Below are 14,090 nucleotides of genomic sequence, written 5' to 3'. Positions count from 1 at the left end.
GACCGTATATATCACCGAAATCGGCAAAACGACAATCGCTACGATGCCCCACATTGAATATACGATGCGGCAAAACAGTGGCGTATCAGGGATGCTGCCAATCACGCTCTTTCAAAAAANGCGGCGAAGTTTTCACTTCGCCGCTGCTTGAAATCAGTAGTTATTTGGCTTCCAGCCGATATCGGCGTCGCTCCAGTCCTTGTTCGCGGAGCCGACGCTGATGTCGCCAAGCGTTCTGAAGGCAAGGCGGGCGTTGACCGACCAGTCATTCGCGGCTTCGTTGACCGTGTTGATGTTGCCAACGTCCGAATAGCTGACGGTGAAGATGGTGCATTCATCCTGGTAGAGAAAGCCGATACGCCGCTCGCTGGAGAACTTGTTGTTCACGTCATAATTGATCGCGCCGAACAGAGCCCAGTTATCATCCAGACGCAGTTTGCCCGATGCTTGAATGATGTCGCGTTTCCGGTCGTAGCCATACTCTGGCTGCGCCTCGACCTGTGTGTAGCTGACTTTGCCTGACACGCGGTTGTCGGTGTAGGCAACGGCGGTCTCAGAGCGATTGACCTCAAAATTGTCCTTGTCGAACCGGAAGCTGGATGACAGCGACAGGCCGATTGGAGCGTCGATGGCAGCCATGGCAACGTAGTCGGAACGATCCGTCTCCAGGCCGGAATTTGCACCGACATTGACCAGATCATTGGAGGCGAAAGAGTTTTCGCCGGAAAGGTGATACGACTGACCAGCAATGGCGCGGATGCCGTAACCGTTGTCGAATGTGCCGTTATATCGGAAGCCGAGATTGGCGCGTGTGCCGCCTTCGATCCGGTCGAAGCCTGAAAATTTGTCACGCTCGAACAGGTTGGTCGCATCGAACACGAAGGCCTGAGAATCTTCGTTTGGCAACTCGCCGGAATAGCCTTCATTCGGACGAACGAAAATCTGGGCGATAGGCTCGATCACGTGGCTGCTGTGCAGAGCAGTGAAGAGAACCGGATAGCGCGCTTCAAGACCGAATGTCGCCATGCCGCGCAGGCTTGCGTCATTGTTGATCGTACCATCATAGGCGAACGTGCCGAACGAGTTTGCGGACATGTCATTCCACAGGGCATCGCCACGTGCAGCCAGAAGAGGCGTCAGCAGCAGCCCGCTGTCAAATGTCACGGTACGCTTCCACTCAGCTTCCGTGGACAGGCGCGTATAGTTTCCTTCCAGACCATTATAGCGCACGGACGGACCGAGATTATAAGCATCCTGGTTGCGACGTGTGAGGCTGGTGAAATTGGTCGTCAGCGAAAGCTCGCCGCCATACACTGGATCCGGCATGAAATAGCGGTAGTCGAGAGCAGGGTGGACAATAGCCTGCCTACGCTCCTGCGCTTCCGAATCATCATTGTCCTGGACGTTGAAATAGTAAGCACTGACATCAAAATGGTTACGTTCACCGAGACCGGTCAGGTACAGCTTGTTGGTCTGAACGGAGTTCTTGTAGTCCTTCAGCTCATAGGTGCGTGAGAAGTTATTGTCGGTCTGCACCATGGCATCCCAGCCGAACGCCCAGCGCGGATTGATGTTGAACTCGCCCTTGGAGGCGATCATGGCGCGCGTATCGTTCTGGGAATCGCTTGTATTGGCGTCGAAATCCTGGGGGTTCATCTGGTTGATGCCAGCCGCGCGCACCGTATGCGTTCCCATTTCGAAACGCTGGCGCAGTTCACCTTCGAGCAGCAGACCCTGTGACGTATAATAGGTTGGCGTGATGGTGACGTCAGCGGTGTCGGACAGCACCTGGAAATAGGGCACGCCGATGCCGAAGCCGAGATTGTCCGTCACGCTCATCCGCGGAAACAGGAAGCCGGACTTCCGTTTGACCGTATTGTCGGGAACGGTGATGAACGGAAGATAGGCTATCGACTTACCAAACAGTTCAAAACGAGCCTTCTCCAGACGCACGGTGTGGGTCTTGCCGTCCTGAATGACGCGTTCTGCCTTTACCTGCCACAGAGGCGCTTTTTCTGGCCGCTCGGCACAGGGAAGGCATGCGGTGTAAACACCGTTGTTCAGAACCATCACGTCCTGCGAAAGACGCTCGGCGCTTTCACCGGCGATGCGCGTATTGTCCGTTGTCTCCACACGAAGAGCATTGACGAAACCCTGGCCGAAATCGTCGGTAACGTCGAGTTCATCCGCATAGATGCGATTGCCGCCCGGTTCGATCAGTTCGATATTGCCACGCGCAAGAACACGGCCAGTCGACTGGTTATATTCGACGCGCTGGGAGACCATGCGGTAGCCGGAATAGTGCAGTCGCACACCACCGGTCGCGATGACCCGTTCGGCATCCTTATTATAGGTAAGTTCGTTCGCTGTAAGCAGGAGTTTCGATTGGTCCTGAGGGTCACCTACGATGACACCGTCTTCAGCTAAAACGCTGGAAGCGGTTGCAACATATGCGCACACAGCAGCACCAGTCAGAAGGGCTGTCGTAAGCCGTCTGATATTCCCGCGGTCAAATACCGCCACTAGCCGTCCTCCTGATGAAGCAGAATGGTTGCACCCAACGCCAACGCCACGACAACTGGAACCCAGACCGCAACGAAGGGAGGGACAACGCCGCTACTCCCGAATGCCCTTACGAGCACGGTTACTACATAAAGCACGAAGCCGGAAACGATTCCACCCAGAATCACTGAACGGGATTGTGCAAANCGGCTGAACTTTAATGAAACAGTCGCGGCAATGAACGTCATCGCCACGAGAAGAAAGGGCATGGACAACAGGAAGTGGTACTGTGTCTCCAGTGCTTTCGAAGAGATTCCGAAAGACTGCGCTACCTCGATTTTGTGAGAAAGATCAAAGAAAGCAACGGTTTCCGGCTGCGTCAGACGCTCCTGAACGAATTCCTGTCTCAGATTGGTACTGATTCTCGCCGTTGCTTCCCGCGTTGGTACATGACCCGGGCGGATCTCGGCAACGTTGTTAAGAAGCCAGTAACCATCTTCCAACTTAGCCGACTGTGCATCCTGACGCAGGAGGATGTTACCGTCCTTGTCGAGGTGTATAAGCACCACATCCTTGAGCAGGGTGCCGTTGTCTTCGAAGCTCTTTGCACCGATGATCGTATCCTGCCCGCCGCTGCTTTGGCGAAGCCATGGAAGAACCTGCTGCTGGCGTGAAGCGCCGCCTTCGTTGCGCCATCCCGATTCGACCGCCAGCGATTTGCTTTCGCCCCAAGCTGCTATCGGGTTCAGCACCGTGATGGAGAGAATGCCGAGAAGAATGGCACCACCGACGAAGGGTAGAATGAACTGCCATGCGGAAATACCGGCAGCGCGCGTCACCACCAGTTCATAACGACGGTTGAGCGAAATCAACGTCGTCATGCCCACGAAGAGAGCGACGAACGGGATCGTCTGCTGAAGGATGAGAGGTAGACGCAGGGCTGTGAGGCCAAGGGCAGCCGGAACGGAATATCCGGGTAGGCCCGACATGCGTCGCGCCGTCTCGCTGAAGTCGGCAAGAAAGATGATCGCGGAGACGCCAAGCAGGAACCAGAAGGTGGTCATGGCGTAGCGTCGGAGGAAATAGCGTGCGAGGGTGCCAAACATCATGTGCTTTGCCCTCCGGTACCGGATGCTTTAGGGGGCGAAAAGCGCTTCTGAATGTTCAGCAACGCATTGCCGAAGGCGCGGGGCATCCGCAGTTTCTGGCCGGTCAAAAGCAGGAAGATGGAAATGCCACCGCTGACCACTGGAACCGCATAGACGAGCGGTATGAACGCAGCACTCTGCTTGACCTGATTGGTAAAGTAGAAGCCGAGCCAGCGCAGCATGAATGCGGTGAGGAGTGCCGCCACCATGGGATGCAATCGGGCCTCGCGGTGGGAGCGGGCGTCGCCTGCGACCACGAGCGAAATCAGCGCAAAAACGAAGGGGAACATCCAGTCCACCAGACGGCGATGAAGTTCCGACTGAAACGCGCCGGGTGCCTTTTTATAGCTGTCTACATTCTCGTCCGGCGAGAGCAGAAATGCCAGGCTGGCATCGCTGGATGAAATGGAAGGCTCGCTATCGCCCTTTTCGGACATGGTGGAAAGATCGAACGCATAGGAGAGGAACTTGACGACGGAGACTTTGCCATCAGGGGTCTTCTGCTGCACTTCGCCATCGCGCATGGTCAGCGATGCGCCGCCTTCATCGATCATGCCTTCCTTGGCATAATAGATGAGATCGTAATTCGGGTCACGGCGATCTGCGACGAACAGGCCGCGAAGGATGCGCCCCTGACGCTCACCGATCTGCACATAAAGTCCGTCCTGAATGGTGCGGAATGTTTTCTCTTCGATGACCGACGACAGGAGGTCGGCATAGGCCGCGGCCACCATCTGCCTTGCGGCGGTACGCGCGGGCGGCTCTGCGAAATTGGTGATTCCGAAGGAAACAAGGCTCATCACAGCGCCGAGAATCAGGACCGGCTTGAAAATGATCGTGCGAGGCGCGCCGGACGCATCAATGATCGCCAGCTCCGAATCGGTGTTCATCGCCGTCAGCGTCTGAGTAATGGCAATGACGAGGGCGAAGGGCAGCACAACGGGAATGAGCGTCGGCAACAACATGGTGGCCAACGTGACGAAAGAGCCCATGGACTGGCCGGTATCGGTGACCAGATTGATTCTCTGTAGAACCTGAATCGTCCAGATAATGGCCAGAACAGGCATAAGCGCGACCAGAAACATCTGCGTCGTGCGTCGCAATATGTATCGTTCAAGAAGCGTCATTCGATCCCTGATGAGGTATTTCCATTTCGTTCCCTTCGCGGGAACTTTTTCTATCTAGCTGCAAGAAGCGAGAATGGCGACTCCGCGACACTCACAAATCTGTCTTGTGCGGCAATTTTTCTTAACCCTGTGTCTTTTTGTTGGTGACGTCTTTTTTGATATCGGCATGACTGATTCATAAAATTGCCATGCCTGAAACCGATTGCAGGGTTGCGCCGGAGACGGAAAACGTGATGATCCCGCGCATCCTGAAATATAGTGATGAGCGAGAACATGTCCGCCAAATTCGATATCTCTTTTGCCAGCTCCGCCACGCTTGAGAACGCCAGCGCTATTTTGCTGCAGGCGTCCGGCGAAAATGCTCCTGCCGGTCAGGCGCAGGTTGATCCCGCAGGCATATTGGCGAAGGCCGCCAAGGTCTCAGGCTTTGCCGCCAAGTCGATGAGCGTTCTGGATGTCCTGGCCCCGCAAGGCTCTGACGCGGATCGAATCACGGTTATCGGTCTTGGGAAAGCTGCCAAGCTGACGGCCCATGACTGGCTGCGGGCAGGTGGAACGGCTGCGGCCAATTTCAAGAAGGCCGAAAAGGTCGTCATCTATCTCGACGCGCTTGGTATCGATGTCGATGGCAAAGCCGCTGCCGATTTTGCTCTCGGCCTGCTGCTTCGTGCCTATAGCTTCGACACCTATAAGACAAAAANGAAGTCCGACGACGACAAGACTCCGAAAAATGTCGAGGTCATCATCGTAACCGCCGCCCACGCAGAGGCAAAGCACGCTTTCGTAACAGCCGAGGCTGAAGCGCAGGGCGTTGTTCTTGCGCGCGATCTCGTCAACCTGCCGCCGAATGTGCTGGGTCCGGTCGAGTTTGCCGAAAAGGCCGAGGAGTTGAAGAAGCTCGGCGTCGAGGTTGAAATCCTTGGCGAAAAGGAAATGAAGAAGCTTGGTATGGGCGCTCTGCTTGGCGTTGCCCAAGGTTCCGTCCGCCCGCCGCGTCTGGCCATCATGCACTGGAAGGGCGGCTCCAAGAAAGATGAGCCGATCGCCTTCGTCGGCAAGGGTGTCGTGTTCGATACCGGTGGCATTTCGCTCAAGCCCGGTGCGGGCATGGAAGACATGAAGGGCGACATGGGCGGCGCTGCTGCTGTGACCGGCCTCATGCACACGCTGGCGGCGCGCAAAGCGAAAGCCAATGTCATCGGCGTTATCGGCCTTGTGGAAAACATGCCGGATGGTAATGCGCAGCGTCCGGGTGATATCGTCACCTCCATGTCCGGCCAAACCATCGAAATCATCAACACCGATGCCGAAGGCCGCCTCGTGCTGGCGGATGCGCTCTGGTACACCAATGATCGCTTCAAGCCGAAGTTCATGATCAACCTGGCAACGCTGACGGGTGCAATTACCGTTGCCCTCGGCAATCTTCAGGCCGGTCTGTTTTCCAACGATGACGAACTGGCGGAGCGCCTGACGAGCGCGGGTAATACGACCCAGGAAAAGCTGTGGCGCATGCCGCTGGGCAAGGATTACGACAAGATCATCGATTCGAAGTTCGCCGATATGAAGAACAGCTCGGGCCGTCTGGCGGGGTCGGTCACGGCCGCACAGTTCCTCAAGCGCTTTGTGGGAGATACGCCTTGGGCGCATCTGGACATCGCTGGCACGGCGATGGGGTCCCNGCTGACGGAAATCAATCAGTCCTGGGGTTCGGGTTATGGCGTGCGCCTTTTGAACGAACTCGTTCGCGCTCATTACGAAGACTGAGCTGCGCACTATAATATCAATGAAGCATGGGCGTTCCGATGACGGAAGTTCTTTTCTACCATCTAACGGAATCGAAACTGGAAGACGCCCTGCCGCCTCTTTTGGAAAAATCGCTGGAACGCGGCTGGAAGGTCGCGGTCCAGACGGCAAGTGAAGAGCGCCGCGATGCTCTCGACGTTCATCTCTGGACATTTCGGGATGACAGCTTCATGCCGCATGGAACAGATGCGGCGGAAAACGCCGCTGCCCAGCCTGTGGTGCTGACGATATCGGCCGAAANTGCCAACGCCGCGAATGTACGCTTCATCGTCGATGGCGCCGAGCCACCACCGCTCGAAGCCTATGAGCGCATCGTTTNCATGTTCGACGGCTATGACGCTGCGCAACTTGAGAGCGCGCGTGCGCAGTGGAAAAAGCTGAAAGGCGAGGGCCATACGCTGACCTATTGGCAGCAATCCCCGGAAGGTCGCTGGCAGAAGAAGGCTTGAGGGCGCGCGACGCCGTAAACTCTACCTTTAGGCGGGATTTCTGCAATATTGGGGTGGTTATCGTTCTTGGGGGATCGAAATTATGACACTGATGGCTTTGCTGATTTTTGCTGGGGCTTTGATTGCTGACTCTGTCAGCCCCGGGCCGACTGTTGCGGCGCTGGTCGCACGAGTGCTATCGCAAGGTGTGCGCAATGTCCTGCCCTTTCTGATCGCAATATGGATAGGCGAGGCCATTTGGCTCAGTGTTGCGCTTGCAGGGCTTGCCGCCCTGGCTGCTTCTTTCCATCTGCTTTTTGAAATCATTAAATGGATAGGCGTGGCATACCTGTTTNATCTTGCCTGGGTACTATTCACCAGTCAGCCAGAGGTTGGCGACCCTGAGCCGTCAACAAAAGGAAAAGGCTTTAGCGCCTTTATGTCCGGGCTTTCCATTTCGATCAGCAATCCCAAAAACATGTTGTTCTACCTCACTCTCATGCCTTCGCTCATCGATATGAAAGGTGTGACGGCAATGGGATGGTTACAATTGGTCCTGACCCTGCTTGTAACCCTGGTCGCCGTTGATCTTTCGTGGGTATTCCTCGCGTCGAAGGCAAGAACGTTCCTTCGAAATAGCCGCGCTATCCGCCGGATTAATCAAGTGAGCGGAGCAGCTATGGCTTTGGCGGCTGCCGCGATCGCCACACGCTGAGGAGGTTAGGAGTTACTATCCGACCGCTGGTCACGCAAATGTCTTAAAGGCCGCGACATTAGAGGTGACGCAGACTTACCAAAGCGATGGTTGTAGCAAACTCAGTCCTTGCCGAGATATCCTAGACAGAAAATCCAAATAAAATCGCCGGGTCATTCGCTGGAAAACACGTAGTCTCTTCTGAAGACCCCGCGATAAGCGACTCTTTCCGCTCAGTTTCTCTGGATATCAACATTTTCTAAAACGGAAGGCTGGTGATGATAAGCGGGCTCGCAAAATGGGCAACGAAAACATGATTTGAAGTCTGCGCCGATTGTCGGCCTAGGTCTTGCTAATGTAGTGCGTTAACAAACATGCTGTATGCAACACTCAACGAACGGAGCGTTGCGCGACAGCCGAGGAGAATGAAATGGGTCAATCCGCCCCGTGGCCGGTCAACGAAACAGAGCGTCTAGTTGCTGTCCGGTCCATCCTGTCTCTGGGATCTGGCCCGACACCGGAACTGGCTTCGCTTTCCGAGCTGGCAAAAGGCGTGTTCGATATGGCGCGCGCNGCCATCCATATCGTCGATGAAGACTGGTTGCGGATTGCGCATCAGGCGGGCATTCAGGTCAGCGAATGCTCTCGCGATATCTCAATCTGCACCCGCGTGGTGCTTTCCAATGATGTTCTTGTCGTGCCGAATTTGAGTGCGCATCCGGAATTACGCGGCTTTCCCTATGTCGAAGGCGGGCCGAAATTCCGGTTTTACGCCGGTGCGCCCATCGAGTTGGAGCCGGGGCTGACGGTCGGGGCATTTTGCATTCTGGATACGTCTCCGCGTGAGTTGAAGCCGACCGAAGTGGAAAGCCTCAAGCGTTTTGCGGTTCTGGCAGGGGCGCTGTTGCGACTGCAAAAAGCCAACTTCACCATGAGCCTTGCCGAGCGTGCCTTGCGCGATGCTGCCATGACCGACCCGCTGACGGGTTTCTATAACCGCAAGGCGCTGAGTGGCCTGGTGGATTCGCAGATGTATGCGGCCTTGCAGTCCAATGAGACCTTCGGTGCGCTTTATCTGGATATGGACGGTTTCAAGACGATCAACGATACGCTGGGCCACGGCGTTGGCGACCGTGTTCTGCACGAGGCTGCCTGCCGCATTCGCGATGTCATCCGCGCCGAAGACATTGCCGTGCGCATGGGTGGAGACGAATTTGCGGTGTTCATTCCGCGACCAGCCGGTTCTGACGTCATTTCAAAGCTGGCAGAGCGGCTGCTGGAAGCTTTCCGTCAGCCTTTCAACATCGATGGTCGCCTCATCAGCGCGCCGCTCAGCATCGGCGGCGCGATTGCACCGCAGTCAGGGCAGGATTGCCTGTCGCTGCTGCAGAGTGTGGATGAAGCGCTGTATCAGGCCAAGAAGGATGGGCGCGACCGTTTCGTCAGCCGCGCCATCTGACCGATCAATCGAAGAACGAATCCACGAACTTATGGCGACCGAGCAGGAATGCGTCGGCCACATGCGTGAGCGGTGCAAGGTCGACGTCGGAGGTTCTGGCCTTGATGATCTCTGCGAAGCGTTCGTAGAGGGCAGGGTATTCGCGCTCCGGTTCGGACAGTTTCTGCTCGCCAGCGATGGAGAGCTTCGCGCCGCCTTCTGACAGAACCATCTGACCAGCTTCGGTTTCAGCCACGATATCCCAGCTCTGCTTGCCCGTCTGGCGCCAGTCGAATTCGGCATGCACAGGCATCTGCGTCACATCGGAGAACTGGATGTCGGCTGCAATCGGTGCATCGCGGTTCTCAGGGAATTCCAGCGTGGCCTTGGTCACGAACAGTGCGCGCGGCAGGATGTGGGTGATGATCGACAGCGCGTTGATGCCGGGATCAAACACGCCGAGACCACCTGCCTGCCAGATCCATTCCTGGTTCGGGTGCCAGTGGCGCACGTCTTCTTTCCAGATGACGTGAACGCTGTTGATCCTGGTGGAGGCGAGGAAGCTTTTNGCAGCTTCGACAGCAGGCGCGTAACGAGAATGCCAGCTAGCAAACAGCGAAAGTTCCTTGGAATCGGCCAGACGAACCAGATCCTGCACTTCAGATAGCGTCGCACCGGGTGGCTTTTCCAGGAAGACGTGCTTGCCCGCATTCAGCGCGGCGTATGCTGCGGTGTAGCGGTATTGCGGCGGCATGCAGAGCGACACGGCCTGCACGTCCGGAACGGCTTCAAGCAGCGCTTCGATGGTGCCGTAGGATGGCACGCCATCAACGGTACCATGGCGGCTGGCGGTGGCAATCAGATCGAAATCCGGATTGGCGGCGATGGCTGGAAGGTGCTGGTCGCGAACGATTTTGCCGACGCCGACAATGGCGAGCTTGGTAGCTGACATGAAAGAAAACCCGTCTGAATGTTTCACTCGAATAATAGTACTTTATCGAGTTCTATCAGAAACATCGGCATCGGCAAGGCCGGGGCAGCCGCCTTTGCGTTTTCCTTTTCATCAGTCCAGCGAGGCGACGAGCAATGGTTTGTGCGCCGGTTTTTTGTAGATGAGATGGACGACCTTATAGCCTTCCGCTCGCAACTGCGTCAGCAAGGCGGGCAGCATGGCGGCGGTGCGCCTGTGGATATCGTGCATCAGGATGATGCCGCTGCCGCGATGGCGAAGAGCGGCAACGGTGCGCGAGGCGACGACGGCTGGGGAATCCTTGAAATAGTCTTTCGAATCGATCTGCACATCCATGATGACCATGCCACGATCCGAAATCATGTTGCGCAAGCGGCCGGTGTCGGCGAGGTAGGGAAAGCGGAAGAAAGAGGCATCGGTGTCTGTCGCCTTGGCAACGGCTTTTGATCCCTTGGATACCTCTGCTAGCGCGCGATCAAACGACATGGCTCTGAGATTAGGGTGGCTGAAGGTGTGGCTGCCGACGCTGTGACCGTCAGCAACGACTTTTCTGGCGATTTCGGGATGCGCCTGCGCCATCTGCCCGACCATCAGGAACGTGGCCTTGACGCCGAATTCATCCAGCGTCGCCAGAATGCTTTCCGTCCTGCCAGGAACCGGGCCGTCATCGAAGCTGAGCACGACTTCCTTGTTGGCGAGCGCGATGTCCTTCAGGGATGATACCATGATATCGCGACCGGCAAGTCCCCTGGGGTTGCGCGGATGCATCCATGCCGTTGGCGAAAGCGCAACGGCATCGCCGCTGACCGATGGCGCAGTAGGCATGGTCGCAGCAAATGCGGTTTTCAGGGAGCCTTCAGGCTGTGGTTTNCCGGCGCAACCGGTGAGGCATGCCGCAACGAGTGAAGCGGCAGAAAGGTGGCGGAAANCCATGGTGATTCTCGGAAAATGCAGGAATGAAACTGCCGAGAATTTCTACGATTATGGTTAATGGCTGGTTACTGTGGCGTTACGAAAACTAGGCTTCGATAGCGAGGCGGAAGGACTAACCCGCCATCGCCTCTTCATATTCGCTGGAAAGTGTCAGCCAGTGCTCTTCCGCGTCGGCCAGCTTGGCAGCGGCCTCACCACGTTCCTTCACCTTCAGCGCCGCCTTGGCGGGCGCTTTTTCGTAAAGGGTGGGATCGCCGAGTTCCTTGTCCAGTGCCTGAATCAATTTCTCAAGCTTTGCCGTCAAGGATTCGACTTCGTTGATCTTTTNGCGAAGCGGAGCCAGCGAGGCGCGCTTTTCGGCATTCGCCTTGCGCTGGTCCGCTTTTGAAGCGCCATCTATGACGACTTCAATTTTTTCGTCTTTTTTTTNACCCGAGGAGACAATGAGGTCGCGGTACTCATCCATATCGCCTTCGAATGTCGTCACAGTGCCGTTGTTGACGAGCCAGAGGCGGTCGACGGTTGCTTCGATCAGGTGGCGATCATGCGAGATGAGGATGACGGCGCCGTTATAGTCGTTCAATGCTTCGATCAAGGCGCGACGGCTATCGATGTCCAGATGGTTGGTCGGTTCGTCGAGGATCAGCAGGTTCGGCGCGTGGAATGCAGCCAGACCCATTAGCAGGCGTGCCTTCTCACCACCGGACAAGTCCTTGGCAGGCGTCGCCATCTTTNCCGTCGCCAGACCCATCTGCGCCACGCGAGCGCGGACCTTGGCTTCCGGTGCCTGCGGCATCAGCTTGCGCACATGCTCGACCGGATTGTCTTCCGGCACGAGGTCATCAAGCTGGTGCTGGGCGAAGAAGCCAATTTTCAACGATGGTGCCAGCCGCAGATCGCCGCTTTCAGGCGCAAGACGGCCCGAGATGAATTTGGCGAAGGTGGACTTACCGTTACCGTTGGAGCCCAGCAGCGCAATGCGGTCATCATTGTCGATGCGCAGATTGAGACCCTTGAGGATCGGATTGCCCGGCTCGTAGCCGACAGCGCCGCCATTGATGGCGACGATAGGCGAGGCAGGCTGCTTTTCCGGTTCCGGGAAGGTGATCGGCTGGACGTGATCCTCGATGACCGACGAAACAGTCCCCATGCGCTCCAGTGCCTTCACGCGGCTTTGCGCCTGCTTGGCCTTGGAAGCCTTGGCCTTGAAGCGGTCGATGAAGCTTTGCAGATGCTTGCGGGCCGCGTCGTTCTTGACCTTGGCCTTGGTCTGCAACTCGTCGGCTTCGGCCTTCTGGCGCTCGAACTGGTCGTAGCCGCCGCGATAGAAGGTCAGCTTCTTCTGGTCAAGATGCACGATGGCGTTGACGGCGTTGTTCAGCAGATCGCGGTCATGGCTGATGATGATGACGGTGTAGGGATAGCGGCGGATGTAGTCTTCCAGCCACAAGGTGCCTTCAAGGTCGAGATAGTTGGTTGGTTCGTCCAGCAGCAAAAGGTCCGGTTCTGCGAACAGAACGGACGCCAGCGCCACGCGCATGCGCCAGCCGCCCGAGAAGGACGAGGCAGGGCGAAGCTGGGCGTCCTGATCGAAGCCGAGACCGGCCAGAATGCTGGACGCGCGTGCTTCGGCGGAATGCGCGTCGATATCGACCAGACGCATCTGAATATCGGCAATGCGGCCCGGATCGGTTGCCGTCTCGGATTCGAGCATCAGCGCGGCACGTTCCTTGTCGGCAGCCAACACGATGTCGATCAGGCTTTCCTCCGTGGCCGGTGCTTCCTGCGCCACCTGTCCCATGCGGGCATTCTTGGGAATGAAGACCTCGCCGGTCTCCGCGCCAAGGTCGCCGGTGATGATGCGGAAANGGGTGGATTTGCCTGCGCCGTTGCGGCCAACAAGGCCGGCCTTCGTGCCCGCGGGAAGCGAGACACTGGCGTGATCAAGGAGCAAGCGCCCGGCAATACGGGCGGAAACGTCTGAANTGGTAATCATGGCGCCGTTTTGGCCGAACTCATGTCTGAACGCAAGAGCGCGAAAGCCACAGCTTCAACGGTTTATGCGCCGATCTGCATCAGGTAGCTGTCGCGGGAACGTTGCGCCACTTCCCGACCATAGGGAATGACGCAATTGCGCGCGCCGCCGCGGGCTGCAAGAAGCGCAAGCTCGGCATGGCCGTAAAACTCCGCAGCACTCACTGTGCCTTCGGACGCAGCGACGCCCATTGAAACAGTCAGATGTTCGCCATCGCCTTCCTTGGTGGCGAACCGCAAATTCTCAACGGTGTGGCGCAACCGCTCTGCGATGCTCTGTGCCGTGTTTTGAGATACGTTGGAAAACAGGAAAGCGAAGTCGTTGCCGCCGATACGTGCCGCAAAGTCATCCTTCTTGATCGACGTGCGGAAAAGGGCTGCCAGGCGCCGCAACGCCTTGTTGCCAGCCGCAGAGCCGTATTTCTCGTTGATATCTCTGAAACGGTCGACATTCACCAGCACGAGGCAGACGGAGGCGTCGGTTTCATTCTGGAAANCCTCGGTCAGCTTTGCCAGAAACGCGGCGCGGTTGGGCAATGCAGTGAGGGCGTCTTTCAGAGATGCTGTCTGAAGCCTGCGGGCACTGTTTNCCTGCTCGCGGATTTTTNCCAGGCCCTGGCGCACGAAATTGTGGAGGCTTGCCTGCTCGTGATGAATATCCGCAAGCAGTTCTGCAAGATATTCCTCGGTCGTGTCTGATGCGGGACGCTCGGAGATAGAGGCAAGCAGCGCATCGGACCGTTCGAGGGAAGCGGAAAGCCGTGTCGATATCTGGTCGATCGTGTTTGTCGCTTCTGTCGCCGCATGGGCCGCGGCCATGCGTGAAAAGCTCGGCAGGTTATGCTTCTGGCCGATCATATCGATGTCATGCTGTTGTGGCGAATTGCCGAGCTCCAGAATATCGCGTCCCATGGCGGTATTGTGTCCGGCAAGAACTTCGAAGAAGAGTTCATAATTGCGCGGCAGCGGCGCAAGGTTCATCTTGGTGATGAACTGCGTAACCTTGGTGACGA

The 14,090-nt window shown here is 56.9% G+C and carries 11 protein-coding genes; 4 read left to right on the top strand and 7 right to left on the bottom strand.

The genetic code is table 11. The features are described from left to right. Positions 1-153: 153 nt before the first annotated feature. The 3 genes from CUC55_RS18250 to lptF all read right to left on the bottom strand — a co-directional run bounded on the left by CUC55_RS18250 (position 154) and on the right by lptF (position 4,777). Positions 154-2,523: an LPS-assembly protein LptD gene (locus CUC55_RS18250; RefSeq protein ID WP_067643897.1), complete on the bottom strand. Its 2,370-nt coding sequence runs from the start codon at positions 2,521-2,523 to the stop codon at positions 154-156. Then, positions 2,523-3,611 (bottom strand): LPS export ABC transporter permease LptG, encoded by a 1,089-nt coding sequence (gene lptG, locus CUC55_RS18245; protein ID WP_067643894.1) that lies wholly within the window; start codon positions 3,609-3,611, stop codon positions 2,523-2,525. The genes CUC55_RS18250 and lptG overlap by 1 nt, the downstream gene beginning before the upstream one ends. After that, positions 3,608-4,777, bottom strand: a complete 1,170-nt coding sequence (lptF, locus tag CUC55_RS18240; protein WP_067643891.1) for an LPS export ABC transporter permease LptF — start codon at positions 4,775-4,777, stop codon at positions 3,608-3,610. The genes lptG and lptF overlap by 4 nt, the downstream gene beginning before the upstream one ends. Positions 4,778-5,050: 273 nt before the next feature. Here lptF and CUC55_RS18235 point away from each other — a divergent pair, with 273 nt between their 5' ends. The 4 genes from CUC55_RS18235 to CUC55_RS18220 all read left to right on the top strand — a co-directional run bounded on the left by CUC55_RS18235 (position 5,051) and on the right by CUC55_RS18220 (position 9,161). Beyond that, positions 5,051-6,541 carry a leucyl aminopeptidase gene (locus CUC55_RS18235; protein WP_103088795.1) on the top strand — a complete coding sequence of 497 codons (1,491 nt, stop codon included), beginning with the start codon at positions 5,051-5,053 and terminating at the stop codon, positions 6,539-6,541. A 38-nt stretch (positions 6,542-6,579) separates the two neighbouring features. Beyond that, the gene (locus tag CUC55_RS18230; RefSeq protein ID WP_103088794.1) at positions 6,580-7,029 is read left to right on the top strand and encodes a DNA polymerase III subunit chi; all 450 of its coding nucleotides are present in this window, start codon (positions 6,580-6,582) and stop codon (positions 7,027-7,029) included. 82 nt (positions 7,030-7,111) lie between these two features. Further along, positions 7,112-7,723 (top strand): LysE family translocator, encoded by a 612-nt coding sequence (locus CUC55_RS18225; RefSeq protein ID WP_103088718.1) that lies wholly within the window; start codon positions 7,112-7,114, stop codon positions 7,721-7,723. Positions 7,724-8,132: 409 nt separating this feature from the next. Further along, positions 8,133-9,161 (top strand): sensor domain-containing diguanylate cyclase, encoded by a 1,029-nt coding sequence (locus CUC55_RS18220; protein WP_067643889.1) that lies wholly within the window; start codon positions 8,133-8,135, stop codon positions 9,159-9,161. 4 nt (positions 9,162-9,165) lie between these two features. Here the strand turns inward: CUC55_RS18220 and CUC55_RS18215 are convergent, their stop codons facing one another. From CUC55_RS18215 to CUC55_RS18200, 4 genes are all read right to left on the bottom strand, one after another. After that, complete coding sequence (locus CUC55_RS18215; protein WP_067643887.1) at positions 9,166-10,092, bottom strand: Gfo/Idh/MocA family protein; 927 nt, start codon at positions 10,090-10,092, stop codon at positions 9,166-9,168. Between the two features lie 111 nt (positions 10,093-10,203). After that, on the bottom strand, positions 10,204-10,836 hold the full coding sequence (locus CUC55_RS18210; protein ID WP_425352874.1) for a polysaccharide deacetylase family protein: 633 nt from the start codon (positions 10,834-10,836) through the stop codon (positions 10,204-10,206). Between the two features lie 319 nt (positions 10,837-11,155). After that, complete coding sequence (locus tag CUC55_RS18205) at positions 11,156-13,039, bottom strand: ABC-F family ATP-binding cassette domain-containing protein (protein WP_103088716.1); 1,884 nt, start codon at positions 13,037-13,039, stop codon at positions 11,156-11,158. Positions 13,040-13,101: 62 nt separating this feature from the next. Beyond that, positions 13,102-13,896 carry a GGDEF domain-containing protein gene (locus CUC55_RS18200; protein ID WP_425352873.1) on the bottom strand — a complete coding sequence of 265 codons (795 nt, stop codon included), beginning with the start codon at positions 13,894-13,896 and terminating at the stop codon, positions 13,102-13,104. Positions 13,897-14,090 lie beyond the last annotated feature (194 nt).

Origin of the sequence: Agrobacterium bohemicum, assembly GCF_002896715.1 — a bacterium.
In the GTDB taxonomy this organism is placed as follows: Bacteria; Pseudomonadota; Alphaproteobacteria; order Rhizobiales; family Rhizobiaceae; genus Agrobacterium; species Agrobacterium bohemicum.
Note: the sequence above shows the minus strand (reverse complement) of the source record. Positions and strands in the feature narration are given on the sequence as shown.